The 25,272-nt window shown below is 41.2% G+C and carries 24 protein-coding genes; 8 read left to right on the forward strand and 16 right to left on the reverse strand.

All coding sequences use genetic code 11. The annotated features are described in order from the left end of the window. The first annotated feature begins 120 nt into the window (after window positions 1-120). Window positions 121-987: a LysR family transcriptional regulator gene (locus B9T24_RS06710; protein ID WP_086165071.1), complete on the forward strand. Its 867-nt coding sequence runs from the start codon at window positions 121-123 to the stop codon at window positions 985-987. Window positions 988-1,057: 70 nt separating this feature from the next. Here the strand turns inward: B9T24_RS06710 and B9T24_RS06715 are convergent, their stop codons facing one another. After that, the gene (locus B9T24_RS06715; RefSeq protein WP_004649909.1) at window positions 1,058-1,303 is read right to left on the reverse strand and encodes a DUF2789 family protein; all 246 of its coding nucleotides are present in this window, start codon (window positions 1,301-1,303) and stop codon (window positions 1,058-1,060) included. A 154-nt stretch (window positions 1,304-1,457) separates the two neighbouring features. Beyond that, a complete protein-coding gene (locus B9T24_RS06720; protein ID WP_086165072.1) occupies window positions 1,458-2,108 on the reverse strand; it encodes an HAD family hydrolase in 651 nt (216 codons plus the stop codon). Between the two features lie 183 nt (window positions 2,109-2,291). Between B9T24_RS06720 and B9T24_RS06725 the strand changes: the two genes are divergently transcribed. Both B9T24_RS06725 and ptsP read left to right on the forward strand, forming a co-directional pair. Then, on the forward strand, window positions 2,292-2,762 hold the full coding sequence (locus B9T24_RS06725; RefSeq protein ID WP_004649911.1) for an RNA pyrophosphohydrolase: 471 nt from the start codon (window positions 2,292-2,294) through the stop codon (window positions 2,760-2,762). A gap of 93 nt (window positions 2,763-2,855) precedes the next feature. Further along, a complete protein-coding gene (ptsP, locus tag B9T24_RS06730) occupies window positions 2,856-5,153 on the forward strand; it encodes a phosphoenolpyruvate--protein phosphotransferase (protein WP_086165073.1) in 2,298 nt (765 codons plus the stop codon). Here ptsP and B9T24_RS06735 read toward each other — a convergent pair. Both B9T24_RS06735 and B9T24_RS06740 read right to left on the reverse strand, forming a co-directional pair. Continuing rightward, a complete protein-coding gene (locus B9T24_RS06735; protein ID WP_086165074.1) occupies window positions 5,150-5,350 on the reverse strand; it encodes a hypothetical protein in 201 nt (66 codons plus the stop codon). The genes ptsP and B9T24_RS06735 overlap by 4 nt on opposite strands. A gap of 409 nt (window positions 5,351-5,759) precedes the next feature. Then, window positions 5,760-7,415 (reverse strand): acyl-CoA dehydrogenase family protein, encoded by a 1,656-nt coding sequence (locus B9T24_RS06740; protein ID WP_086165075.1) that lies wholly within the window; start codon window positions 7,413-7,415, stop codon window positions 5,760-5,762. 78 nt (window positions 7,416-7,493) lie between these two features. Here B9T24_RS06740 and B9T24_RS06745 point away from each other — a divergent pair, with 78 nt between their 5' ends. Then, complete coding sequence (locus tag B9T24_RS06745) at window positions 7,494-8,114, forward strand: TetR/AcrR family transcriptional regulator (RefSeq protein WP_086165233.1); 621 nt, start codon at window positions 7,494-7,496, stop codon at window positions 8,112-8,114. 116 nt (window positions 8,115-8,230) lie between these two features. Here B9T24_RS06745 and B9T24_RS06750 read toward each other — a convergent pair whose 3' ends face one another. After that, window positions 8,231-8,740, reverse strand: coding sequence for a hypothetical protein (locus B9T24_RS06750; RefSeq protein ID WP_086165076.1), 510 nt, complete (start codon window positions 8,738-8,740; stop codon window positions 8,231-8,233). Between the two features lie 131 nt (window positions 8,741-8,871). Further along, window positions 8,872-11,061: a catalase/peroxidase HPI gene (gene katG / locus B9T24_RS06755; RefSeq protein WP_086165077.1), complete on the reverse strand. Its 2,190-nt coding sequence runs from the start codon at window positions 11,059-11,061 to the stop codon at window positions 8,872-8,874. A gap of 308 nt (window positions 11,062-11,369) precedes the next feature. On the opposite strand from katG, the gene B9T24_RS06760 reads away from it, so the two are divergent. Next, window positions 11,370-11,813 carry a thiol-disulfide oxidoreductase DCC family protein gene (locus B9T24_RS06760; protein ID WP_086165078.1) on the forward strand — a complete coding sequence of 148 codons (444 nt, stop codon included), beginning with the start codon at window positions 11,370-11,372 and terminating at the stop codon, window positions 11,811-11,813. Further along, window positions 11,806-12,201, forward strand: coding sequence for a DoxX-like family protein (locus B9T24_RS06765; protein ID WP_086165079.1), 396 nt, complete (start codon window positions 11,806-11,808; stop codon window positions 12,199-12,201). Before B9T24_RS06760 ends, B9T24_RS06765 begins: the two co-directional genes overlap by 8 nt. Window positions 12,202-12,206: 5 nt before the next feature. Here B9T24_RS06765 and B9T24_RS06770 read toward each other — a convergent pair whose 3' ends face one another. The 8 genes from B9T24_RS06770 to hcaE all read right to left on the reverse strand — a co-directional run bounded on the left by B9T24_RS06770 (window position 12,207) and on the right by hcaE (window position 20,181). Beyond that, window positions 12,207-13,262, reverse strand: coding sequence for an MBL fold metallo-hydrolase (locus B9T24_RS06770; protein ID WP_086165080.1), 1,056 nt, complete (start codon window positions 13,260-13,262; stop codon window positions 12,207-12,209). A 77-nt stretch (window positions 13,263-13,339) separates the two neighbouring features. Then, complete coding sequence (locus B9T24_RS06775) at window positions 13,340-14,278, reverse strand: cation diffusion facilitator family transporter (protein ID WP_086165081.1); 939 nt, start codon at window positions 14,276-14,278, stop codon at window positions 13,340-13,342. 313 nt (window positions 14,279-14,591) lie between these two features. Next, window positions 14,592-15,836: a 3-phenylpropionate/cinnamic acid dioxygenase ferredoxin--NAD(+) reductase subunit gene (hcaD, locus tag B9T24_RS06780; protein WP_086165082.1), complete on the reverse strand. Its 1,245-nt coding sequence runs from the start codon at window positions 15,834-15,836 to the stop codon at window positions 14,592-14,594. Window positions 15,837-15,848: 12 nt separating this feature from the next. Then, the gene (locus B9T24_RS06785) at window positions 15,849-16,814 is read right to left on the reverse strand and encodes a 3-carboxyethylcatechol 2,3-dioxygenase (RefSeq protein ID WP_086165083.1); all 966 of its coding nucleotides are present in this window, start codon (window positions 16,812-16,814) and stop codon (window positions 15,849-15,851) included. 340 nt (window positions 16,815-17,154) lie between these two features. Continuing rightward, the gene (gene hcaB / locus B9T24_RS06790; RefSeq protein ID WP_086165084.1) at window positions 17,155-17,970 is read right to left on the reverse strand and encodes a 3-phenylpropionate-dihydrodiol/cinnamic acid-dihydrodiol dehydrogenase; all 816 of its coding nucleotides are present in this window, start codon (window positions 17,968-17,970) and stop codon (window positions 17,155-17,157) included. Window positions 17,971-17,972: 2 nt separating this feature from the next. Then, window positions 17,973-18,299 carry a 3-phenylpropionate/cinnamic acid dioxygenase ferredoxin subunit gene (hcaC, locus tag B9T24_RS06795; protein ID WP_067722172.1) on the reverse strand — a complete coding sequence of 109 codons (327 nt, stop codon included), beginning with the start codon at window positions 18,297-18,299 and terminating at the stop codon, window positions 17,973-17,975. Next, the gene (gene hcaF / locus B9T24_RS06800) at window positions 18,299-18,817 is read right to left on the reverse strand and encodes a 3-phenylpropionate/cinnamic acid dioxygenase subunit beta (RefSeq protein ID WP_086165085.1); all 519 of its coding nucleotides are present in this window, start codon (window positions 18,815-18,817) and stop codon (window positions 18,299-18,301) included. The genes hcaC and hcaF overlap by 1 nt, the downstream gene beginning before the upstream one ends. Then, complete coding sequence (gene hcaE, locus B9T24_RS06805) at window positions 18,814-20,181, reverse strand: 3-phenylpropionate/cinnamic acid dioxygenase subunit alpha (RefSeq protein WP_086165086.1); 1,368 nt, start codon at window positions 20,179-20,181, stop codon at window positions 18,814-18,816. The genes hcaF and hcaE overlap by 4 nt, the downstream gene beginning before the upstream one ends. Window positions 20,182-20,464: 283 nt before the next feature. On the opposite strand from hcaE, the gene hcaR reads away from it, so the two are divergent. Beyond that, window positions 20,465-21,364 (forward strand): DNA-binding transcriptional regulator HcaR, encoded by a 900-nt coding sequence (gene hcaR, locus B9T24_RS06810; RefSeq protein WP_086165087.1) that lies wholly within the window; start codon window positions 20,465-20,467, stop codon window positions 21,362-21,364. Window positions 21,365-21,628: 264 nt separating this feature from the next. Further along, window positions 21,629-22,306: a DUF1345 domain-containing protein gene (locus tag B9T24_RS06815; RefSeq protein ID WP_086165088.1), complete on the forward strand. Its 678-nt coding sequence runs from the start codon at window positions 21,629-21,631 to the stop codon at window positions 22,304-22,306. A 152-nt stretch (window positions 22,307-22,458) separates the two neighbouring features. On the opposite strand, the gene B9T24_RS06820 is transcribed toward B9T24_RS06815, so the two are convergent. Both B9T24_RS06820 and B9T24_RS06825 read right to left on the reverse strand, forming a co-directional pair. Beyond that, on the reverse strand, window positions 22,459-23,316 hold the full coding sequence (locus B9T24_RS06820; protein ID WP_086165089.1) for an alpha/beta fold hydrolase: 858 nt from the start codon (window positions 23,314-23,316) through the stop codon (window positions 22,459-22,461). Between the two features lie 283 nt (window positions 23,317-23,599). Next, window positions 23,600-24,838 (reverse strand): OprD family outer membrane porin, encoded by a 1,239-nt coding sequence (locus B9T24_RS06825; RefSeq protein WP_086165090.1) that lies wholly within the window; start codon window positions 24,836-24,838, stop codon window positions 23,600-23,602. Window positions 24,839-25,272: the final 434 nt, after the last annotated feature.

Raw genomic sequence — 25,272 nt, forward strand, 5'->3', positions numbered from 1 at the left:
TTTTTACCTCATGTATTCACATCTTTATACATTTTTTAGCTTTGATTTTTATTCTGGCATTCACTTTTAGTATAAAAATATTTTATACTTATTTTGATATTTCATAACCAGACTAATAGTATGAATCTTGCTGCTTTTGAAGCTTTTGTTAAAGTTATGGAAACAGGCTCTATTTCTATGGCTGCCGATCTGCTGTTTATTACCCAACCCGCAGTCACTAAACGAATTCATAGTTTAGAAGAATATTTTGGTGTAAAGCTATTTGAGTCTGCGGGTCGCGGTGTTCAAGCCACCCATGCCGCTCACTCCTTACTGCCCAAAGTAAAAAACTGGCTCAATGAACTGGGGGATATTCATCACACCCTTAGTCATGAACAAGGGCAAGTTCAAGGGAAGCTTAAAATAGGCACCAGCCATCATATTGGTTTACATCATTTACCCAATCACCTGCGCAATTATGTTCAAACCTTTCCAGAGGTCACTTTAGATGTGCATTTTGTTGATTCTGAACAAGCCCATGAAAAAGTACTTGCGGGTGACTTAGAGCTGGCATTTTTGACCCTACCACCTCAAGGCGATGCTCGTCTGAGCTATGTGAACATTTGGGATGATCCTTTGGTTTTTGTCGCTGCATCCTTTCATCCCCTAGCCAATCAAAAGAATTTACAACTTGAAGACTTGATTCGATATCCAAGTTTATTACCTGCGGCACAGACTTATACCAGTCAAATCACTTTGGCTGAATTTGAAAAACGTGGTTTAAAACCGAAAGTCAGTATGAGTAACAACCCACTCGAATCGATTCGCATGTTAGCGTCGATTGGTCTTGGTTGGTCCGTTTTGCCAAAGACGTTAATCAATCAAGATTTACAACAACTGGATATTAATTTTGAAATGCACCGTCAATTGGGTATGGTTTGGCATCCTGGACGCAGCCAATCCAAGGCCGTTTTAGAGCTAATTGAAATGATGAAAATAAAGGGCTAAAACCTAGCGGGAGAGAAAAGTTTCATCTCTTTCAATCCCGCGTCTATTTAATCTATCTTGACTATCAAGCTTAACGATTGGTTGATTCTTCATGTAAGGATTCATTGAGCTGATCCACCACAATCGCCCATTCCCCATCAGACTTTAATTTTTCAGCTAAAAACTGGTGCTGTGCCTCTGACCAATAATCCGCTTCAGTAATTTTGGTATGTGCACTTAATTGATGGGTCGCAATAAAAAGTTCAATCGCGTCCTCAGTGGCCTCTAAGCCTAATTGTTCAAATAAATGAGTCATTCTTGGGCGTACAGCGCTCATTATTTTCTCCATCCATTTTAATTCTTATGCATAACATAGCAGCTTCATGTTAAAAATGAAGGACAAAAATGTAAGGATTTTATACACATAAATAAAAAGACAGCACTTAAAAATGCTGTCTTTTCAATATCATTTTAAAAATGCTATGCATATTTCATATTGACCAATCTTGAATATCCCAACCTTGTTCTTTCGCCAGTACCACCAAGCGATCATCAGGATTTACTGCAATGGCATGATCGGCATAGTCCAACAGAAAACGATCATTAATTGAATCTGAATATGCCCATGATTCCTCAACATTTCTGCCTTGTAGCCATTGTTCTAAACGTGCCAATTTGCCTTTCTGATAACAGGCGATATTAATGACTTTACCTGTATATTGACCATCAATCACTTCTGCATTGGTGGCAATCGTTTCAGTAATGCCAAACTCATGAAAAATCGGTGTGGTAATAAAATCGGAGGTTGCGGTGATGCCCACCAATTCATGTCCAGCATTGCGGTGTTTTTCAATCGCCGCAAAACCTTCGGGACGCATTTGTGGACGAATCACTTTTTTCATGAATAATTCATGTAAGTCAGTCAAATAATCATGGTCATGCTGGGTTAAAAACTCGAAGACAAATTCGTTATACGCAATCGGATCCAGTTGACCGGCTTTATAGTCTTCATAAAACTGGTCATTCATTTGACGATGTCGAGTTGGATCAACCAAACCTTCATTCACTAAAAACTCACCCCATGAATAATCTGAATCGGTGTTTAACAAGGTGTGATCGAGGTCAAATAAAGCCAATTTCATGAAAATACTCGTAAAAACTGAAATTTAAGAAAAATTTTGTAAATCTATCTCCGCTAGTCGATAGAAATTCGTTAAGATCATAGCAATTTTTAACATTTAAGCTGTGCTTTTTTTCGAGATGGATGTAGAAATAACAATCCCCGAAACTAAAGCCACACATTAAAAGCAGATTTAGGTAGCCAAATGATCGACTCAGAAGGTTTCCGACCGAATGTCGGGATCATTTTGGCAAACGACATTGGACAAGTTTTATGGGCAAAACGCATTGGACACAATGCTTGGCAATTTCCACAAGGAGGGATCCAGTATGGAGAAACCCCTGAACAGGCACTTTATCGTGAACTGAGAGAAGAAATTGGCCTCTTGCCCGAACATGTTCAAATTGTAGCGCAAACAAAAGGTTGGCTACGGTATCGTTTGCCGCAACGGTATATACGCTCGGATTCAGACCCCGTGTGTATTGGGCAAAAACAAAAGTGGTTTTTACTTAAACTGACAGCTTCAGCCAAGAACATTCAGCTGAATTTGTCTGACCCACCAGAGTTTGACCAATGGCAATGGGTAAGTTATTGGTATCCATTAGGACAAGTCGTGAATTTTAAACGCGATGTATACCGAAAAGCGATGGTGGAGCTGTGTAATCAGTTGCCATAATATAAACATAAAAAATCGTATGAAAATGCAGATTTTTTAGCAACATATTGTTATAAATAAAATAGATTTAAACTTTTTTTTGGAGCAGATTTTATGTCGAATATGCAGCTGGACACCTTAAGACGTATTGTACAAGAAATCAATGCGTCCACCAGTTTGCATGAATCACTCGACATTATGGTCAACCAAGTGGCTGAAGCCATGCATGTCGATGTTTGCTCCATCTACTTGCTCGATGAACGTAATCAACGCTATTTACTGATGGCGTCTAAAGGTTTAAACCCTGAAGCTGTCGGACACGTTTCATTACATACTGGTGAAGGCTTAGTCGGGTTGGTGGGACAACGTGAAGAGATTGTCAATTTAGACAATGCGCCCAAACATGAACGCTTTTTATATCTGCCTGAAACGGGTGAAGAGATTTATAACTCTTTTCTGGGTGTTCCCGTCATGTATCGCCGTAAGGTGATGGGTGTTTTAGTTGTTCAAAATAAAGAACCACATGACTTTAGTGAAGCAGCTGAATCTTTTCTCGTGACCTTATGTGCACAGCTTTCGGGTGTAATTGCACATGCCCATGCCGTCGGCAATATTGATGTGTTCCGTAAACCCAATAGCCTACCTGCGTATAAAACCTTCCAAGGGATTTCAGGTTCTGGCGGGATTGCTTTAGGCCGTGCTGTGATTTTATATCCACCTGCCGATTTAGCCTCAGTTCCTGACCGTGAAGCCGATGACATTAGTGAAGAACTTGAGCTGCTTGATCATGCCATTGATTCAGTGCGTCAAGAAATTCAATCGCTTGATGACAAAATGCAAGATGCCTTAATGGCAGAAGAACGTGCATTGTTTAGTGTGTTCTTACGCATGCTTGATGCAAATGCGCTGCCTGCTGAAATTAAAGCTGAAATTCGTGACGGCAATTGGGCACAAGGGGCAGTTCGTATTGTGATTGACACCCATATTGCGCTATTTGCACAAATGGAAGATGACTATCTGCGTGAACGGGTCTCAGATCTGAAAGATTTGGGTCGTCGTATTTTAGCGTTCTTACAAGAAGCGGATGCCAGCCACCGTGAACTAACCGATGAAAGTATTTTGATTGGCGAGGAAATTTCCACTGCCGCTTTGGTTGAATTGCCTGTCGATAAAATTGCCGCGATTGTCACCACTGAAGGTGCCATGAATTCACATATGGTGATTGTGGCACGTGCACTCGGTATTCCAACCGTGGTCGGTGTGACGGAACTGCCCATCAATACACTTGATGATGTCGAGATGATTGTCGATGCACATCAAGGGCGGATCTTTATTAATCCACCACGGCGCTTGCGTACCCGTTATAAAGAAATTCAAAAAGAAGAAGAACAAATTGCCAAAGATTTAAAGCAATATGAAACCAAGGATTCCATTACGCCCGATGGCGTTACCGTCAAATTATACGTCAATACGGGTCTGATGATTGATGTGGTACGCGGCGTACAACGCGGTGCTAAAGGTGTCGGCTTATATCGCTCTGAAATTCCCTTTATGCTGCGTGATCGTTTCCCGGGTGAAGAAGAACAACGGGCCATTTATCGTCAACAGCTCAGCCACTTTGCCAATAAACCTGTGGTGATGCGTACCCTTGATATTGGTGCAGATAAAGATCTGCCCTATTTCTCGATTGAAGAAGATAATTCCGCTTTAGGCTGGCGTGGGATTCGATTTACACTGGATCATCCTGAAATTTTCTCATCGCAAATTCGTGCCATGCTCAAAGCCAGTATTGGCTTAAATAACTTGCATATCTTATTGCCGATGGTCACTAGTGTTAGCGAAGTTGAAGAAGCCTTGTATTTGCTTGAGCGTGATTGGATGGCGGTTCAAGAAGAAGAACAAGTCAAAATTACCAAACCGAAAATCGGGATTATGGTCGAAGTCCCGAGTGTATTATTACAAATTGAAGAATTTTCTGAATTGGTTGATTTTTTCTCGGTTGGTTCGAACGACTTAACCCAATATTTGCTGGCGGTTGACCGTAACAATCCACGTGTCGCCAATGTGTATTCACACTTTCACCCAGCGGTGCTGCGCGCTTTAACACGATTGGTCAAAGAATGTCACAAGTACGATAAACCCATTAGTATTTGTGGTGAAATGGCAGGAGACCCTTTGGCTGCAATCTTATTGATGGCAATGGGATTTAATACCCTTTCAATGAGTTCAAGCAATATTTTACGGGTACGTAAAGCAATTTGCCATGTCCCGATGACGGATGCACTGATTCAACTCGAACATGTCTTAAAAATGGATAACCCATTAATCGTGAAAAGTTGGATGGAATATTATTTTAAGACGCATGGTTTAGGTGATATGGTGAAATCTGCAACACGTATTGTCAGTGCTTAAGCCACGTTAAATCCGAAAACAGCACAGAAAGAAAAAGGGAGATAATCATTCGAATATCTCCCTTTTTTGTGCTTGCTATAGCCACGTTTTGCATTTTTCTTTCGGTCTATAAACACTTGACTTTGATTGACTTCATGCATGTGTTTTGCTACAAAGTTGTGAATCACGATTTCTAGCTTTTTCTTTTGTTTCGCCATTTCATTCACCTATTTGGCTAAGATGTTCTGGTACTTTGCCACATGAGATGTAGCAAAGTGATAATACGCTTTCTTGTACATTTTACAAGCAAATTATACCGATGGATGGCTAGTTTTAAGCCTTTTCTTCATCTATTTTAAACAGAAAAATACCCCCGACTCCGCAACAGAAAGACACAATATATTTTACTCATTTTAAAAGCCCCCAAATTCCTCCCACGAAGAATACTGGTCAGTTAAGGGGAATTTAATGATGACTGATTGATCAATCTCCCCTAACCCCTCTTTTTTAAAGAGGGGAACGATAATGTTGTTTATCTCTCCTTTTCAAAAGAGGGATAGAGAGGATTAAAAAATCCTTAACAAATCAGCATGACCTCGAAAAAAAGTAAATCTACAGTTGAGCATTTCAAGCGGCAAAAGCCCTTGCCAGCAAGCGTTCTACATCTACATGCTGAGGATTTAACATGCCCACCACACGCCCATGAAAGCCACTATAACGCGACTGAATAAAAGCAGTGGATACAAAATCTGGTGCATATTTTTTTAATAGAACCGCCTGAGCCAAAATTACTAAACGACTAACCAAGCTTCGCGCCATAAACTGCATTTCGTCTGGACTTAAACCACTAAACAGCTTAAATAACGTTTGTAATTCTTGCTGTAAAGTCGCATCTTGAGCTGACATTTCAGTCAACGCTTTAAACAAGACTTTTAGCGATTCAGGATCACGCCCAATCGCACGCAGCACGTCCAAACACATGACATTGCCTGAGCCTTCCCAAATGGTATTGACTGGGGCTTCTTTAAAAATACGTGCCATAATGCCGTTGTCAACATAGCCATTGCCACCGAAGACTTCCATCATCTCCCCTGTCAGCTCAACTGCACGCTTACATATCCAAAACTTTGATGCTGGGGTCATAATGCGTTTCCATGCCACAGACAGCGCATCATCCGCTTCATAGCAATGTGCCAAATGGAAGCTTAATTGCATGGCGGCTTCGGTTTCTAAGGCTAAATCGACCAGTACCGCTTGCATCAACGGCTGTTGTGCTAAATGCTTACCAAAAGCTTTGCGCTGCCGAGTATAAGCAATACATTGTACTAAAGCTTGCCGCAGCATAGCGGTACTGCCCACAGAGCAAGTCAAACGGGTGTAATTTGCCATTTCAATGATGGTCGGAATGCCACGTCCTGCTTCCCCAATCATGATGCCCCAAGCATCCTGAAATTCAACTTCAGAACTGGAGTTGCTTCGATTCCCGACTTTATCTTTAAGACGTTGAATATAAATATTGTTCTTTGCTCCATCATCCAACCAACGTGGCACATAGAAACAGGCCAAGCCATCTTGTTCCGTGTTAGCCACCACCAAATGGGCATCCGACATCGGTGCAGAAAAAAACCATTTATGCCCTGTAAGTAAATAAGCTTTGCCACGTCCTGACTCTGCGACTGGCATGGCAAGGGTTTCATTGGCACGAACATCCGAACCGCCCTGCTTTTCGGTCATGCCCATACCGAGCCAAATCGATTTTTTCTGGCTAATTGACACATCACGTTCATCGTATTCAGTCGAAAGTAATTGATCGCCTATTTTGGCCCATAATTCAGGTTCTCGCTGAATCAGTGGAATACTGCCCAAAGTCATCGAATTCGGGCACAGGTTGCCGCTCTCGACTTGTCCTGCCAAATAAAAACGCGCTGCCCATTCCACCCATTTTGAGGATGAATTTGGATGATTAAACGGATGTGCATGAGTATCGAACTGCCGATTTAATGCCATCCATTTATGCCAAGCAGGATGAAATTCGATAAAGTCTTTACGGCGTCCTCGCGCATCGAAGGCATGTAAAATGGGGGTATGTTTATTGGCTAAATCCGCATATTGATAATATTCACTTGAACCCACCTGCTGCCCAAATTCAGCCAAAGTTTTTTGATCTTGACTGCCGTAACGCACCAAAATTTCTTGTAAAACTGTATCGGTTTCAAATAGGTTGTAATGTTCCAGTTCATCAAACTGGTTGCTAATTTGATGGCTCATCCATGCATTGATCATACAAACTTCACTCTTGTTCTTATTCCATTTTCATATCAGTATAAAGAAAATTTCACAGTCACATGTTCAGCTTATGCAATGAAGAATCCGAAGGTTCAAGTCCGCCGTAAACCCCGCCAATCCAGAGCTAAATTGACACAAGAAGCCTTACAAGAAAGTTTTGTTCAGCTTTTGCATAAGTGCCATGCGCATAAAATTACCATTCGGGAAATTACCGATGTGGCAGGTGTCGGTTTAGGGACATTTTATGAATATTTTTCTAAAAAGGAAGATTTGGTTGCATTGACCATTCATCAGCATGTGAAAAGTAATGCGGAAATGCTAAAAAATTATGCACAAAGCCGAATGGAGTTATCCACAAAATTAAGTTTTGAGGACTATTTACAGCAGATTATTCATTTTCAAATACAGCAAATTCAAGCCCAGCAGTTTTTATGGGCACAGACTTTTTTACTCGAACGACAAATTTCCAGTGTTGAAAGTTATCAAAAGAGTTATGCCATGATGGTACAGATGTGGCACAGCATACTTGAACCTTATGTTAATGATGAAGGGCAACTCAAGCGAATCAGCTTAAATGTGCAACGGGTATGTTATGGCTTTGTGTCGCAGACGTTGTTGGTCGAACCTGAGTTTGGGGAGTGGCAGGTTTTGGAGGTGGATATTTTTCAAAGTTTAGGGAAGCTTAATTTTGAATAAAAACAGGCTTCCCTCTCCATTTTTCGTTTTACACTTAATATATATAATTAATATATAAGATAATAATAAAATGTGATTCGTATAAGCTCGATTATATTAAATTGAATTTTTAGTAGCTAAAGATTTGGAAAACGAATTTTTGTTTCAGCTTTTCTAATTTCATTACTGGTAAAAGAAATAGTTGTTCCTAGTGAATAAGCATAAATCCCTTGAATAGAATCATTAGATGATTCATATGAGATATAAAATCCGTTATCAACTCTATCCACCCATTCGAAATTCATTTTATATTTTTCAAATAGAAATTCGATAATTTTCTTTTTTAACTCTATATCATTTGTATCAATATCATAAGCGATGCAATGAAGTTTACCTTGCCATTCTTGAAGCGAAATAGGTCCAATTGGGGTTACCAATATATACCAGTTTGATTCTTTGATGAAATTCACGTTTGGAGTATATTTTTCTAAATTGAATTTAGTCTGGATAGTTGAAAAATCTGAACCAATTTGAAATATAAACGGTTTTAGTACTTTATTCTGATTCAGTGTATTGGTCTCTGCATGCAATAAACTATTAGTAAAAAGTAAAATGAAAGCCATCAAGATAAAAAAAGCTTTTGACATAAGTAATTCTAAATTTAAGTTTTCATAAAATTGACACTTTATATGCAACTACGCTTATAAATCAAATAATCTCAATATATTAAAGTCTATAAAAAACCGCTCTTTCGAGCGGTTTTTTATTCCAGTGAAAACTACTTCACATCAAAACGGTCTGCATTCATCACTTTATTCCATGCGGCAATAAAATCGTGAACAAACTTCTCTTTGTTGTCATCCTGAGCATACACTTCAGCATAAGAACGCAGAATCGAGTTCGAACCAAATACCAAGTCCACACGCGTTGCAGTCCATTTTGCTACGCCAGTTGTACGGTCTACAATATTGTATGAATTCTTGCCTGTCGGCTTCCAGTTGTACGCCATGTCCGTTAAGTTCACAAAGAAGTCATTACTTAACACACCTACGCGGTCAGTTAATACACCTTCTTTCGCATCGTTGTAATTTGCGCCTAATACACGTAAACCACCGACAAGCACCGTCATTTCAGGTGCAGTTAAACCCAGCAATTGCGCACGGTCCAATAACATTTCTTCAGGTTGAACTGAATATTCACCTTTAATAAAATTACGGAAGCCGTCTGCTTTAGGTTCAAAATCTTCAAATGAATATACATCTGTTTGTTCCTGAGTCGCATCACCGCGGCCCGCTGTAAATGCAACTTTCACATTCACACCCGCAGCTTGCGCTGCTTTCTCAACTGCTGCGCTCCCAGCTAACACGATTAAGTCTGCCATGCTGACTTTCTTTGCAAGACCCGCTTGAATTTCTTCAAATTTCGCCAAAACCTTTTGCAAACGTGCAGGTTCATTTCCGACCCAGTCTTTTTGTGGAGCCAGACGGATACGTGCACCATTTGCACCACCACGGAAATCAGAACCACGGAAAGTACGCGCACTGTCCCAAGCAGTGGCAATCAACTCAGCAGATGTTAAACCGCTATTTAACAATTTTGCTTTCAGCTCTTCAATTTCTGCTTCAGACAATATGTAATCGACGGTCGGAATTGGATCTTGCCAGATCAAATCTGAAACTGGAACGTCAGCACCGAGGTAACGAGTTTTGGGTCCCATGTCGCGGTGAGTCAGTTTAAACCATGCCCGTGCAAACACTTCTGCTAAGTAGGCGGGATCTTGATAGAAACGCTCTGCAATTTTGCGGTATTCCGGATCCATTTTCAGTGCCATATCGGCATCAGTCATCATGGGGTTACGACGTAGATTCGGATTGTGTGCATCAACGGGTTTATCTTCTTCTTTAATGTTCACAGGCTCCCATTGTTTCGCGCCCGCAGGACTGGTGGTTTTTTCCCATTCATAAGTAAATAACAAATAGAAAAACTCATTGTCCCATTTGGTTGGATGTGTGGTCCAAGCACCTTCCAGACCGCTGACCATGGTATTGCCTGCATTGCCTGTACCTTCAGGGTTGTGCCAGCCTAGACCTTGGAATTCGACATCGGCACCTTCAACATCTTTACCCAGTAATTCGGCTTTACCATTACCATGTGCTTTACCCACGGTGTGACCACCCGCAGTCAATGCTACGGTTTCTTCATCATCCATCCCCATACGGTCAAAAGTGACGCGCATGTCTTGTGCAGTCCGTAATGGATCTTGGACACCATCTACACCTTCAGGGTTGACGTAGATCAAGCCCATTTGCACGGCTGCCAATGGATTTTCTAATGATTTACGGTCTTGGTCATCTTCATAACGGTTCTTGGTTGCATCCAGCCATTTATTTTCAGAACCCCAATAAATATCTTTTTCTGGGTGCCAAATGTCTAAACGACCACCACCAAAACCGTAGGTTTTCAAACCGGCTTCTTCGTATGCGACTGTACCCGCGAGGACAATCAAATCGCCCCAAGAAATTTTGTTCCCGTATTTGCGTTTAATCGGCCAAAGTAAGCGACGACCTTTATCGGTATTGACGTTATCTGGCCAACTGTTTAAAGGAGCAAAGCGTTGGTTACCCGTATTGGCACCGCCACGACCATCTTGCTTACGGTATGAACCTGCTAAGTGCCAAGCGGTACGCACAAACATCCCAATATAGCTGCCATAATCGGCTGGCCACCAGTCTTGGCTGGTATTAATTAACGTGCGAAGATCTTGTTTTACCGCGTCCAAGTCCAATGAATTAAAAGCTTTGACATAGTCAAAGTCTGGGTCCATTGGATTGGTTTTTTGATCGTGTTGAGAAAGGATATCTAGATTTAAAGCATTCGGCCACCAAGCCGTATTTGAGCTGGCTATATTGGTATTTGCACCTTCCTTATGGAAAGGACAACCCGATGCAGCTTGCATATCATTTGTCATTTTTGAACTCCAAAGCTACGTTCAATTGATTATTGTGAAGAACCGTTTATAAAATTATTTACCCTACCAACATAGCTGTTTTAGATCACAATCAAAAGCAGATTTTACGAATAGAAACAATCGAAAAAGCCTATTTAAGAGATGCAGAAAAATTAAAAATATTCAATTTCAAAAAGCTGAATTAAAAGTTTTAAGGCTCTGTTTTCACGACATTTAAAAAACAATCATACTTGCATTTTTTGACGCTATTTTTTATCGAAAATAAATTTGCTATAGTTATGACATAGCCACTCAGAATAAATCCAGTCATGGCACATCACATTGCAGCAATCATTCAAAAACATGACATTATTTTGTTTGATGCCATTTGCGTGATTTGTAATGGTTGCGCAAAATTTTTAATCAAAAATGATCAACACTCGAAATTCAAACTTGCTTCCGCTCAATCGGCTTTAGGGGAACAAATTCTGCAATATTACGGCATGTCCACCACTGACTATACAACCATGGTCGTTATTCTAAATGGACAGCTGTATACCGAATCGACAGCTTTACTTAAAGTCATGCAGCATTTGGGGCTGCCTTTTTCGCTGATGAATGCAGGCTATATCATCCCTCGCCCAATCCGAGATTTTCTCTACCGCTGTGTGGCACTCAATCGTTATCAACTCTTTGGTCAAACCAATGATTGCTTGCTGCCATCTGCCGATAATAAACAGCACTTTTTGGAACATGCGCTTCGCAATGTATAAACAATGCTTGAAAAAACCACTTCAACTCATTCAGATGACACTGGCTGTTCTCTGGATCTATCAGGGAGTGATACCGAAAATTTTATTTCAATCCAATGCTGAAATTAATATTTGGCAAACGATGGGATTTGAACTCGATATGGCAAAAATATGTGTTGCTCTCTCAGGTCTGGTTGAAATCATGTTTGGCTGTACTTTTCTAATGTGGCAAAGAACAGTCTTGATCCATCAGCTCAACATTTTGGGCTTAACTGGATTATTACTCCTGATGATCACAGATCCGTTACAACTCACCACGGCATTTAATCCTGTGGTGATGAATATTGCCATGATGGTTCTGTCAATCGTTGCGATTCAACTTTTAAAGCTCAGAAACAGTCCGCTTTAAAACCATCAAACCACCAAACGTCGCCCTTCTCGCACGCAGTAAAAAGGGGTCATCAATTTAGAGGTATTTTTCATCGCCACTTTTAAATCTAACTCAGGTTGTTCACGACTTTCATCGGTCAATTGAAAGGTTCGGTAATGAATCGCCAGTGAACATTTCGAGTGTAAATCTTGATGCGCCTGAAAAGCGTCTTGTGGATTCATATGCATATAACGCATCAACTCACGTGGCTCATACGCACCTATCGGCAAGAGTGAAACACGCGGTGCACCTAAACGACTTTGGATCTCTTTGAAATGTGGCGAGTAACCCGTATCCCCTGCAAAGAAGCAATGATCTTTACCTGCTAAAATAGAAAAACCACCCCACAGTGCACGATTTTGATCACGTATGCCGCGTCCCGAACCATGCTGCGCAGGTGTGTAGATAATTTTTAAATCATGTAATAAAGCCGATTGCCACCAGTCCATTTCCAAGACATGAAAACTTTTTGGCAAATACCATGAATTACCTAAGCCAGTATAAATCGGCATGGCAAATTGATGATGCAACCACTGTAAGCTGGCTAAATCCATATGGTCATAATGATTATGACTCAGCAATACCGCATGAATGGTCGGTAATTCCTGTAACGCAATGCCCGCAGGCATGACCCGTTTTGGTCCTTTGCCATGCTTCGGACTGACATGCTCACACCATACAGGGTCGGTTAATAAGTTATACGGACCAATTTGTAAAAGTACTGTCGCATGCCCAACAAACCAAACCTGCCAATCATCAATGCTGGCTTGTGGACGATCTTGCGGCATTGCCCGTTTAACAGCATGAAATTCTGCATGTTCTTTAGCAACATCGACATTCCATGTCGATGACTTGCGTTTGAATAACCATTTTAATAGGTCTGCACGTCCACGTCCTTGTGGACGCGGTAAAACATTGCAAAATCGTTGACCATCATGCTGGCTCGAATGCATAAATTGCAATGCAGGCTGACGCCAACTATGTGACCAGCACTCTTGTGTAGGCAGTTGAAAGTGTAATTGTTCGGGCTTTTGCTTCATGTACATTCAATTTCTTAGTGTGACTTAAACATTCAAAATCCGATATTTCGAATGTTCCCTCATGTATATCACGTTTTTTATTCCAAACGTCCTTTCATACGTTCCAACCACACTTTTTTCGTTTGTGGTTTAATAAACAATGCCACAATTTCAGGATGAATCTGTTTAATTTTCGCTTCAATTCTGTTGACGCATGCTTCAATTTCATCCGATTGCAAATGGTCTTCAAACTCTAAACTTAAAGAGGCAAGCACTTGATGCGCCCCCATCTGTTCAGTCAAAACACCATTCGCAGAAAAAACTGCGCTATCTTCTTGCGCAATCAGTAAAATGTTATTGCGTAATTGTGGATCTGCGGTTTCACCCAGCAATAAACCTTTGGTTTCTCGCGCCAATAAAATAGCAGAAACAGCAAGCACAATACCAATCAATATCGAGGCAACGCCATCTAACTCAGGAATATTGAACTGATGTGCCAAATAAATCCCAATGAGCGCAATAAACAGACCACATAAAGCCGCGGTGTCTTCAAATAATACGGTAAAAGTGGTTGGATCTTTACTGCGACGGAAAGCTTCAAAATAACCTTGCTGACCTTTGACCTGACGAAATGCTTTTAACGCCACCAGCCATGATGCTCCTTCACATACAATCGCAATCGCTAAAACAATATAATTCAAGCTCGGATTGAGCATTTCTTCAGGATGCCGCACATGTTGTATGCCCTGATAAATCGACACAATGGCACCTAATGCAAAGACCATCAGAGAAACAATAAAAGCCCAAAAATAAAGTTCACGCCCATAACCAAATGGATGCTTCACATTGGCAGGCTGCTGCGATTTTTTGATGCCGTAGAGCAGTAAAATTTCATTTAGCGTATCCACAACGGAATGAATGGCTTCACTCAGCATGGCTGAACTATTGGTGATATAGGCCGCAACAAACTTGACCAAGGCTATGGCTAAATTGCCCAATAAAGCCGCATACACCACCATTTTATTTGAGTCAGACATTTAAAATTGTCCTGAATTTATTGTGATCCAATACAGCAAGCACGATTGTCCCCCGCTATTTATAGTAACGAAAGCATGGATGATATGGTTTATCTTTTTGTTGTTTTTAAAAGTGAATGTCCGTCAGTGAAAATGACAAATTGATACGTCTGCTTAATGCAGCCAAGACGTGCTCAAGCTGTGATTTTGAAAATAGTGCATATCAAAATAACCGAGCAGATAAACATTCCTGATGATAAATGCAGCATTAAATACGCATAAAAAAACAGCCCTGTGCTAAGCACAGGACTGTTCAAAGATTACTTTACAAACTTTAAGCAATTTTGCGTAAGTCTTGTGTGATATCCAAATGTTTTTCCATTTCAAATGCGGTATTTTTACTGATCATTTTTTTCAAATGACGTATTTCTTTGCCCGCATTGACAGTAATGCCTGCAACAATTTGACCGTCAGTCACACCGTACATCACGAATGAATTGTCTGCACCCTTCGCTGCATCCATTTCACCACGGACATGCCATTCAGCCGCTGCCATATCACCGACAAATTGGACATTAATATCCAGTTGATCAGTCCAGAACCAAGCTGGATTGGCTTTAGGATGTTCAACGCCCATCACATGACGCGCAAAAATTCCCGCTTGCAGGTTGGCATTTTCCCAAGTTTCCACACGGCGGTGATGACCACAGTCACGTAATTGAGTAGCAACATCGCCTGCGGCATAAATGTCTGAATTTGACGTTTGACAATCTTGATTGACTTTAATCGCCACGTCCACCTCTAAGCCAGCATCAATCGCCAGTTGCGCATTGGGTACAATGCCAATACCGTAAACCACAGCATCGGCACGAAGTTCTTCACCAGAAGCCAAAGTGACTACAATTTCTTCGCCATCCTGCTTCTGATCCAGTCGGCAATCAGCGATTTGCGTTGAAAGACGGACATCAACACCTTGAGCACGATGCTGTTCAAGCAAAAATTCACTCAGGATAAGCGGTGAACAACGGCCCATCACCATCGAACCCATTTCAATGACAGTCACAGCACAATCTTTAAACCGTGCGCTTGATGCGAGTTCCAAACCAATGACACCACCACCAATCAAGATAATACGGCGGCCTGCTTGCAACACAGGGACTAAGGTTTGAGAGTCTTCAAGGTTACGCAAGGTATAAACGTGTTTACCCAAAGCATCAAAGTTTGGTAAACGGCGCGCAGCACCACCTGTTGCAAGCAATAATTTATCGTAAGCAACAACGTCACCATTTTTAAGCTCAATGCTGTGAGCGTCGCTATTGATTTTCACCACGCCATTACCGCGGATCACCTCAACATTCAAATCGGCCAGTTTTTGTGGGGACAAGATTTCAATTTTGGTATCGGAAGGATTGAGGATCACATCTTTAGACAACGGTGGACGCTCATAAGGCAGATGTGTTTCGTCACCCACCAAAATGATTTTGCCTTCATACTTATTGGCACGAAGTTCTAAAATGGCGCTTGCACCAGCTTGACCAGCACCCACAATAACAATGCTTTCAATATTCGTTTGACTCATGTCCATCCTTCCTTAGTTTTTCAATTCTGCCGATACAATGCCGAAGCCCGCAATCCATTCACTGATTGCTTCATAGACTTGAGTGGTCATGTGGTATTCGCCCAATTCAGACAATGCGGCAAATGCCGCAATCCATGAACGAACTTCCTGACCGCCACGACCACCGTCACGGCGAATTTCAGCTTCAGTCATCGCCTCAATTGCAGCAAAATCAGCATTTTTGAAGGTTTCAAGTAAGGCAATATCCCATGCCGCATTTAAAGGCACTGCAACAGAAGTATCCCCTGCTGCAAGCTTTTGACCGACTGCAATAATTTTGGCTTGACGTGCATGACGCGCTTCAGTGGATGGATTGCGCCCTGCAATCAGAAACTCTTCTACTTCAGGCGGAACTGAACCCATTTGCGGTGTGGGCGGATCATGTGACAATCCCCCTGTGCCTAAAATCAGCACGCGTTCATTTTCAAGGTTCAGTGATTTGATGAACTGACCTACAGCACGACCTAAAGCCACCGTACGTTTAGTGGTTGGCATGGGTGCTGCTGCACTATTAATAAAAATTGGAATGGTTGGATAACGATCGAGCTGACCACCACATAAGAAATGCAATGGTTGAGTCACACCATGATCGGCCTGCATGCGGTAAGAGTAAGCAACATCGACCCCTTCATCCAAGACACAACGCACTAAATGAAGCGCTGTTTCTTCTGGCACATTAATCTTGTTGTTCTCTGCACCATAATTCCAATCGCCTGCGGCTGTGGCACGAATACCAACGCAGAAACTTGGCATGAGATCATAAAAAAAACCGTTAAAATGGTCGGGGCCGAAAGTAATAATTAACGTTGGATCAAAAGCTTTGACTTCTGCTGCCATTTTATCAAACGCAGCACGAACATTGGTTTCCTGTTCTGCACGCTGTGGCGAAGCAAATTCCATAAGTGGACTATGTGAAGCGCAAATCAGTTTAACGGCCATATGTGACTCCGAAATTGAAATATCTGCTGAAAATACAGTTACCAAGTTAATCCTTTAGCAAATGACTTAAATCGTTATGAAATGCTGTCGAATTAAATATAGAGTTCACAATGCTATTCATTATCTTGGTTGGCGAAATGGATGTCGCCGTTGGGTGGAGGTTTCAGGGATGAACCTCTCACCCAACAAAGGATTTTTGTTACCTTACGCAGTACACTGCTCATCCTTCAAAAGTCAGGCTATGCCTACGCAAAACCATACAAACTTTTGAAGTTATTTGTGGCTGTATCTTATTTATTTTAAATCTAGACTGCTTAAAAATAAGACACCAACACTAAAATCACGCGTCAAAAAAACCTGCACGCGGCTGACGTAAACCGCGAATACCCAAACCACAATCCGCATTAATTAAAACACCCGTCAGGGTACGGTTATTGGCGCGAGACGCCAGTAAGACATAAGAACCAGTCATATCTTCAGGTTCTGGCAAGAAGCCCAATGGCATACCACGACCAATTTTTTCAGGATCACGTGCATCAAGTAGACCCAAATTTTCTTGACCCAGTGATGCAGCACCTTTGATATTGACATTCATACCTGATGGCGCAACGGCATTGACGCGTACTTTCGGTGCAAGTTCATAAGCCAATTCTTTCATGATGCCCACACCCGCATGCTTAGATGCGGTATAGATTGGGCCTCCGCCAGCGGAGTACAGTGCCGAGTTAGACAAGGTAAAGATGATTGAACCTTCAGAAGCTATCAATGCATCCAGTGCCGCTTTTGCACCCAAGATGAGAGATTTGGTGTTAATGCCCATGATTTCATCAAAGGCTGTTTCCAACTGTTCGCCCGAAGTATTGACGATATCGGCATAATGATCCCAAATACCCGCATTACCCACGAAGCAATCTAGCTTGCCGAAACGCTCAACGGTCGCTTGAACAGCACGGACATTGTCTGCATAGCTGGCTACATCACCTTCAATCGCAAGAACTCGCCCACCGAAGTGTTCGTTCAAGGCATCCACTTTTGCTTTTGAACGCTGAAGGACTGCAACCTGTGCGCCCTCTTGCAAAAAACGCTCAACCAAAGCCCAGCCTAAGCCTGAACCACCGCCAGTAATCAGTGCAACTTCGCCTTGTAGCCAACCCATAATTACTCTCCTGCCATCTCTACGAACAACTGACCATCTTCAACAATCACAGGGAATGTTTTAATTGGATCAGTGGCTGGTAGACACAATGCTTCACCTGTTTTTAAGCAGAACCGCGCTGAATGCAATGGGCATTCAACCGTACCGTCATCTTCCAGATAACCTTCAGACATCGATGCATTACCATGTGAACAACGGTCATTCATAGCGAAGAATTCTCCGCCATTGTTAAACACTGCCAGTGCTTCAATACCGTTTACGCCGCAATCTACTTTTAGCGCTTCGCCTTCGTCTAGTTCATCAACTTGGCAAACAAAAATTTTATTCATTAGAAGAACACACTCAGGTTATGTGAGTTATAGGTCACTTGATCTAAGATAATTTTACGCTTGAAGATTTGGAAGCCGAGACCACCTTCAACTTGACGTAATTTGTCGTGACGCTTACCGCAGTAGATCGTTACGTCTTTCTCTTTTTGCGTACGGTACAACAAGTACGTGACATACACATCGTATTCACCGTCCACTTCAGTCGGTTCTACAATCACATTCGACACCATATGTGTGGTGCGTGATGGTGGCTCTTCAGCCCACGCCATACCCGTTTCAAGACGTGCAACACGACGTTCCAATAAGTCTTTGGTGTCGTTAAATACCCACGTGGTTGGCGGTTCAATTGAACGACGACGGTCACGGGTTTGTGCATTTGGCGTCGTGCGCAACGTATAAGAAATATCTTCTGCCAATAGATCCAACCAATCACGGAATTTCCAATCGTCCAGCGCTTTGCCTTCACGATAGAGGAACTGACTAATTTGATGATGAAGTTCTAAACTGATCTGACTCATTTCATTAGCTCCTTCTCATATTGCTCAGCGGCTTTTTCGACCTCTTCCCATGTGTCATGAATCAACAGATCTGCCCAACGACGGTATAAGCCACGTGCCGCAGTTTCAGAGAAAATGTAGTTGGTAATCCCCGGGATACCATCTTCACGTTTTTTCTCATTCCCCAAGCCCATTTCCATAATCAGTTTGTTGTTACGTGCTTTATAGCCGCGTAATACTTTTTGAATCTCAATCCAGTTTTCAGAGTCATCTTGCTCTAGGAAACCAGCAGGACCAAAGGCACGCGTTGCAGAACGCTCAAAAGCTTCTTTCACTTCTTGCGACGCTTCAGCATCGGCAATGCAGAATGCCCAGACTTCCGTTTTATTTGGCCCACGTGGATGCCAGACACGAAGTGTTGCCGTGCCGTTTAACCATGACATGGTGGGGAACATGTTGTTGTGACCCGCCAGACGCAATGCACGCGTTTCACCCAAACGCTCTTTTACTTCGTCATAAGTTTCGCGGAAGTAGTTCGCCACTTCACCATCCACCCAGACGTTTGCATCGGGTTTTTCAGTAAAGAAGAAACCTGAACCATGACCACGCGAGCCGTATTGGATGGCATCTTTAGCCGTTTCCCAGACTGGTCGCGCTGTTTGTGCAGCGCCTAATTTTTTAGAAGACTCGTCATCTGGTTTTGCACCCAACACTTGGATGGCTGATGCGTGAGAGAACAAGGCATGATATTGATCCGATGCAAACTGTTCCGCTGCAAATTTCCAGTTACATTCAATTTCCCACTTATGCACACCACCAATGATTTCTGTACCGCCCGGACGGCGATCCACCACACCATCCAAATACCAAGCAATGTCGCCCATATATTCGATTAAATCAGGTGTGATTTCATCCCAGCAGCCAAAGATTAAGCCTTTGTAAGACTCAACACGATTCACTTCAACCAGACCCCATTTCTCTTTGCATGCACCTTGCGGGAATGCACGATCTTCTAATGGAATGTCTTTGAGTGAACCATCAACACCGTAAGACCAACCGTGGTATGGGCAAGTAAATGCGCGCGTATTGCCACAGTCTGCAAAGCTCACACGCATAGAGCGGTGACGGCATTGGTTTAAAAATGCTTTGATTGAGCCGTCTTTTTGACGTGCCACAATAATCGGGTCTTCACCCATATAAGTATTGAAAAAGTCGCCCGCTTTAGGAATTTGGCTTTCATGACAAAGGAATAACCAAGTACGACCAAAAACGCGTTCAAGCTCTAATTCATATAAATCTGGATCGGTATAAATATATGGCGAGATACGTCCATTTTGTGCATCGACCAAAGCGTCAATTTCGCGCACATCAATTTTTCCACTCATGAAAAGCTCTCCTGTGACGTACTCAGTCACAAAGTAAATAGACTCAACTTTTAGTGGATGATGGTTTTTTCACAGCGTTTAGTGAAATATTTTTTTTGTTTCAATTAAGATATTTTATGGATTATTCGTAGCGTTTTTTTCTTATATTGAAATGGTCATGAAAAATTAAAAACCATTTATTTTCTAAATGGCAGAATCATCTTCACGGCATAGTTGTTTATAGATTATACTCACCCCAAATTATAGTAAGACATTTTTTGGATTACTCATTGGACTAGATTATATGGAATTACGACACCTAAGATATTTTATCACCGTTGCAGAAGAACTGAATTTTAGTAAAGCTGCGTTAAAGCTTTATACCGCCCAACCCTCTTTAAGTCAGCAAATTAAAGACCTCGAAGAAGATGTCGGTGTAAAGCTATTATATCGCACCAAGCGTAAAGTTGAACTGACGGAAGAAGGTGCCGTATTTCTAGAACAAGCTCGCCTCACATTGGCTCAAGCAGACAAAGCCATTGCTATGGCACGCCAAGTCCTACAAGCCAAACAGCAAATGTTGCGGATTGGTTTTGTGCCTGTGGCAGAGATGAAAATCTTTCCTTATGTATTACCCAATTTACGGGTACAAAATTCAGATTTAAAAATTGAATTGCTCAGTCTCAATAATACTGAGCAAATAAAGCTGTTAAAGAAAGGTGATCTAGATGTCACTTTTACCCGTCAGAATTTAAACAGTGATGAAATCGAAAGCTTATTTGTGCTTCGTGAACCCTTGATTTTTATTTTGCCGGAAAATCATCCTTTAGCAAAATATGAACGAATTCCAGTGAAAGCATTGCATGGTGTTGATTTTATCATTCCTGCGGCAGAACAATCTTTGACGTTACATAATACCATTCTAGAGTTTGCCAAAACCCATGGCATTGAATTTAATATTGTACAAAAAGCCGATAACATCTTGTTTAATATCAATTCGATTGGCATGGGTTTAGGTTGCACCATCTTACCCGGCTACGTTGCACCATTGACCATGAAAAACACAGTCATTCGTGCTTTAGATATTGAACTGCCGTATTTGGACTTGTATGTCAGTTACCATAAAAATAGTAGCTCTAGCGCTGTTCATAAATTTGTTGAATTACTCACCCACGTGTTTTATCTCAATATCAATCGTAATTAAGCCACTTTCTTTTTTAAATTGAGCACACCATTATTTTTTTGATAAATAATGGTGTCTTTTTTTGCCTATTTTTCTCTTTATTTTGTACCGTGAAGACTTCAGTCTTAGACTATTTATTGATGAAAAAGTCTTTTTCGATGGGAAATAACGCATAACTTTTCCTTCGTTCATGCATAAAAATATCTCATAATCAAAAAATTACAACTTAAGTCTAATAAATACACTGCGGTATTGATAAAAACAGACATAGATCTAGAGAGCATTATGAAAATACACTCATTACATCGAATCAAAATAGGCGTTCAATACCACCCTTATTTTTTTATCATCTTTCCATCCATCGCAGTGCTGTATTATTTTTTACAATGGCTGACCCCATGGCGTTGGTCGAGCTGTCTTTTAATCAGTTGGAACATCTCCATTTATCACTATTTATTCTTAACCATAAAAAAACTCTGGCACACAGATCATGCCCATATCTTACAGCGCGCACTACAACAAGATGCCAGTAAATGGATCATTTTACTTTTGGTAATCATGACCTTAATTATGTGCTTTATTGCCATTATTATTGAAATTAATCATTTACCCGCAGACCCCACCATTCGAGTAGGACACTTAATTTTATCCATCCTGACCATTATTTCGGCGTGGTTCTTTATGCATACCATCTTTGCCATTCATTATGCACATGACTTTTATTTGGCATTGGAAAAACATCAAGAAGGTGGCTTAGATTTCCCCAAATCACCACAACCGACCTATCCCGACTTTTTATATTTTAGTTATGTAATTGGCACGTCGGCTCAAACGGCGGATGTCTCGGTAACCAGCCAATCAATGCGTGTATTGAATACCTTACACCTGATCTTGGCATATGGATTTAACACCACGATTTTGGCGATCAGTATTAATGTCGCAGCCAGTTTTATTATGGCTTAAAGCCAAATTCATCTGCTTACCCCAAATAAATCGCATCAGGACATGTCCTCTATTGAACAAAAAAGGCTGTGCAAATCGCTGATCTATACAAATTTCACAAAATAAAAAAGGATGGCAAAAGCCACCCTGTTTTATCACTGAATTAAAGCAGATTACACGCCGCGCGCCGTTAAATAATCTTTAATCACGGTATTAAATTCTTCAGCTTTTTCAACTTGAGACCAGTGACCACATTGACTGAAAATATGTGCATCTGCATGTGGAACAATGTTTAAGATATCCCATGAACGAGACACCGGAATCACCACATCTTGTACACCATGAATCAGCAGTACAGGAACAGTAATGTCTTTCATTTTTTCAAAGTCAAGTGGAAACTCAAAACGGTCACGGTCACGCGCGCCAACAACATCCATTAGACGGTCAGAAGCATAATCATTTTTGGCAGAATCAAAACGGACTTTAACCAATTCATCCGTAATCAAATCTTTGTTCACCACAAACATAGACAGGGTTTGCTTGATGCCTTCTGCTGTTAAAACTGGGTTTGCATGGGCTTTCAGTGCTGCTGTTTGTTTCGCCCCCCCTGTACCCATTGATACGATTCCGAGCACACGTTCAGGGTAATCCAAGACCATTTGGAATGCTAACCAACCGCCCAATGAGTTACCCACCACCCAAGTTTTTTCAATGCCTAAAGCATCTAAGGTACGGATAGCATGATCAACCCAAGCACGAATACCATAAGCTGTATTTGGCGCAACAACGGATTGACCATAACCAATGGTGTCAATTGCAATACAACGGGCTTGTTCAGCAATCTGTGGCAAGTTCAACCACCAGTTTGCCGCAGCAGAGACGCCTGTACCCGAACCATGCAAGAAAAGAATAGGCGTACCTTCACCCATTTCGTGATAATGCGTTAACTCACCTTGCGCAGTTTCAATCCACTTATCTTCTAAGCCAAAGAATGAATCGGTTGTATATTCAGGGATTTGGACAGTGCTCATACATACTCCTCATGCAGCATTGATACGTGTTTGATTGACTCAATGACACGCTGAATGATAATAAATTCGACAATTTTACAGCCTAATATTACATGTTCATCAAGCACAAACTGATACTTAATAACGATGATGAACTACAAAAAAACGATAATTTAAGTCTTTGTTTTTAATATATTTAAAATAAATTTATCACCATAATCCAGCTTAGGTATTTCAAGTTCAATATACTGAAGCTCAAAAAAAAGAGCGACTGATTAACAGCCACTCTTTTTCCATCAAATGATTAGAATTTATAGGTATAGGTTGTCGCAATACGGTACTCTTTTAAGTCCGTTTTCCAGTCAAAATCAGCATCAATATACATGCCTTGAATGCCTAAACCTTTGAACTTCCCTTCTGGAAGGGTGTAATTCACAATCAGATTCATTTCATCCGATTTTTGCGCTTGTTTACCCGCTACATCGGCATCAGAACCCGTGAAATAAACCGCTGTAGCATTTAAGCCTTTTGCACCCAACGCAGAGAAATCATAAGCATACGTAAAGCCCCATGATTTTTCATTCACATTGGTAAATGTCGCTACACCCCAGTTCACCAAATAAGGTTGTGGCACCCAACCGCCAATCGTTGGGAACGCATTTTGACCAAACATCTGTTGATAGCCCAAACCAAAGGTATGTGCGCCATGATTAATTTTAGCGCCTACAGATAGCGCCTGATTATCAATGTTCCCATACAATTGATCACCAGATTCCGAGTTATCGAAATAACGGATATGGCTGTCTAATTTTGCCTTTGCACCTAATGTGGTTTTGTAATTCACACCGACATAATGCTGTTGGTAAATATCTTGCACATCGGCATACCAGTAGCTTGCACCAATATTTTTATTAAATTGATGATCAATACCCGCAATGTACATCCCATCCGCTTCTGCGCCATTATCATAGGCAGGCGGTGCAAATTTTGTTAATTCGCGGAATTGATTGTCATAACGGTTGTTAATGCCATCAATGTAAGCAAAAGTTAACTTGGTATCTTTAATCTCTTTCGATTCTAACCATGCACCACTATATGTGGTCAGCAACTGACGTGATGGGTCAAAAACCAATACTGGCGAAACAGGTAAAATTTCACCAACTTTTAATTCAGTTTGCGACACTTTGGCTTTTAAAGTTGCGCCTACTTTACCAAAGTCACGCGCTTGTTTTTCACCATCATGCGGTAAAACCCAATCTGGATTTTTATCCCGACCATTCAAACGTACAGCATGTTGAACCAAGATATCAGCGCCCACTTTTATAGCACCTAAATCGGCATAACCAGACTTAGCATCTAAAGTCACGGCTTGAGACCAACTGCCCCAGTTGTTTTGTGGAAGATCGGCGTATTGACGATCTAAATAGAAGTTTTTAAATTTTAATTGGACTTGGCTATCGTCGATAAATTCTGCATTCGTTGCAGTTGTACCTAGTGTTGCCGCAGCAGCACAGATTGCTATCCATAGTGTTTGACGATGCATGGCTAAATTCCCAGTGATCAAATTAAGCTATAACACCATCATGCTCAACAATTCTGAGTTGCGAAATCCGACTACAGTATTAAGCTTTAATGCCTTTAACGCATGCTTACGACTTTCTGAATCTATATGCCAAACTGGTTTAGAACTTAAAACAATAAGATCTTTTGCAGCTATTTTATGCAACCGCTTATAAGCTATTGTTCACAGGCTTATTTTTATAAAAAAACAGGAATATTTCCGTCAAATAAAAACAACTGATCGCTTTTAAGTTTAACTGCGCTTTTCTATCCGCTAAATATTTGAAAAAATTAATATCACTGGAATATGGCATGATATTTTTTATCTATTAATTTTTTGTATTTTTCTAAACAATGAGTCACGTCTTGCATTAAAAAAAGAGCATGACCCTCCACATGTTCAATCAAATGCCTTTA

This window comes from Acinetobacter sp. ANC 4654 (assembly GCF_002135425.1).
GTDB lineage: Bacteria > Pseudomonadota > Gammaproteobacteria > Pseudomonadales > Moraxellaceae > Acinetobacter > Acinetobacter kyonggiensis.

What these genes read in the sequence shown, in the direction of transcription:
- hcaD (WP_086165082.1), bottom strand. Translation starts at nt 15,836, where the DNA reads ATGAGTCAAACGAATATTGAAAGCATTGTTATTGTGGGTGCTGGTCAA.
- hcaB (WP_086165084.1), bottom strand. Translation starts at nt 17,970, where the DNA reads ATGGGTTGGCTACAAGGCGAAGTTGCACTGATTACTGGCGGTGGTTCA.
- hcaC (WP_067722172.1), bottom strand. Translation starts at nt 18,299, where the DNA reads ATGAATAAAATTTTTGTTTGCCAAGTTGATGAACTAGACGAAGGCGAA.
- B9T24_RS06820 (WP_086165089.1), bottom strand. Translation starts at nt 23,316, where the DNA reads ATGAGCACTGTCCAAATCCCTGAATATACAACCGATTCATTCTTTGGC.
- B9T24_RS06710 (WP_086165071.1), top strand. Translation starts at nt 121, where the DNA reads ATGAATCTTGCTGCTTTTGAAGCTTTTGTTAAAGTTATGGAAACAGGC.
- hcaR (WP_086165087.1), top strand. Translation starts at nt 20,465, where the DNA reads ATGGAATTACGACACCTAAGATATTTTATCACCGTTGCAGAAGAACTG.
- B9T24_RS06740 (WP_086165075.1), bottom strand. Translation starts at nt 7,415, where the DNA reads ATGATCAATGCATGGATGAGCCATCAAATTAGCAACCAGTTTGATGAA.
- B9T24_RS06785 (WP_086165083.1), bottom strand. Translation starts at nt 16,814, where the DNA reads ATGGCCGTTAAACTGATTTGCGCTTCACATAGTCCACTTATGGAATTT.
- B9T24_RS06815 (WP_086165088.1), top strand. Translation starts at nt 21,629, where the DNA reads ATGAAAATACACTCATTACATCGAATCAAAATAGGCGTTCAATACCAC.
- hcaF (WP_086165085.1), bottom strand. Translation starts at nt 18,817, where the DNA reads ATGAGTCAGATCAGTTTAGAACTTCATCATCAAATTAGTCAGTTCCTC.
- B9T24_RS06765 (WP_086165079.1), top strand. Translation starts at nt 11,806, where the DNA reads ATGTATAAACAATGCTTGAAAAAACCACTTCAACTCATTCAGATGACA.
- B9T24_RS06750 (WP_086165076.1), bottom strand. Translation starts at nt 8,740, where the DNA reads ATGTCAAAAGCTTTTTTTATCTTGATGGCTTTCATTTTACTTTTTACT.
- ptsP (WP_086165073.1), top strand. Translation starts at nt 2,856, where the DNA reads ATGTCGAATATGCAGCTGGACACCTTAAGACGTATTGTACAAGAAATC.
- hcaE (WP_086165086.1), bottom strand. Translation starts at nt 20,181, where the DNA reads ATGAGTGGAAAAATTGATGTGCGCGAAATTGACGCTTTGGTCGATGCA.
- B9T24_RS06825 (WP_086165090.1), bottom strand. Translation starts at nt 24,838, where the DNA reads ATGCATCGTCAAACACTATGGATAGCAATCTGTGCTGCTGCGGCAACA.
- B9T24_RS06720 (WP_086165072.1), bottom strand. Translation starts at nt 2,108, where the DNA reads ATGAAATTGGCTTTATTTGACCTCGATCACACCTTGTTAAACACCGAT.
- katG (WP_086165077.1), bottom strand. Translation starts at nt 11,061, where the DNA reads ATGACAAATGATATGCAAGCTGCATCGGGTTGTCCTTTCCATAAGGAA.
- B9T24_RS06735 (WP_086165074.1), bottom strand. Translation starts at nt 5,350, where the DNA reads ATGGCGAAACAAAAGAAAAAGCTAGAAATCGTGATTCACAACTTTGTA.
- B9T24_RS06715 (WP_004649909.1), bottom strand. Translation starts at nt 1,303, where the DNA reads ATGAGCGCTGTACGCCCAAGAATGACTCATTTATTTGAACAATTAGGC.
- B9T24_RS06725 (WP_004649911.1), top strand. Translation starts at nt 2,292, where the DNA reads ATGATCGACTCAGAAGGTTTCCGACCGAATGTCGGGATCATTTTGGCA.
- B9T24_RS06745 (WP_086165233.1), top strand. Translation starts at nt 7,494, where the DNA reads ATGAAGAATCCGAAGGTTCAAGTCCGCCGTAAACCCCGCCAATCCAGA.
- B9T24_RS06770 (WP_086165080.1), bottom strand. Translation starts at nt 13,262, where the DNA reads ATGAAGCAAAAGCCCGAACAATTACACTTTCAACTGCCTACACAAGAG.
- B9T24_RS06775 (WP_086165081.1), bottom strand. Translation starts at nt 14,278, where the DNA reads ATGTCTGACTCAAATAAAATGGTGGTGTATGCGGCTTTATTGGGCAAT.
- B9T24_RS06760 (WP_086165078.1), top strand. Translation starts at nt 11,370, where the DNA reads ATGGCACATCACATTGCAGCAATCATTCAAAAACATGACATTATTTTG.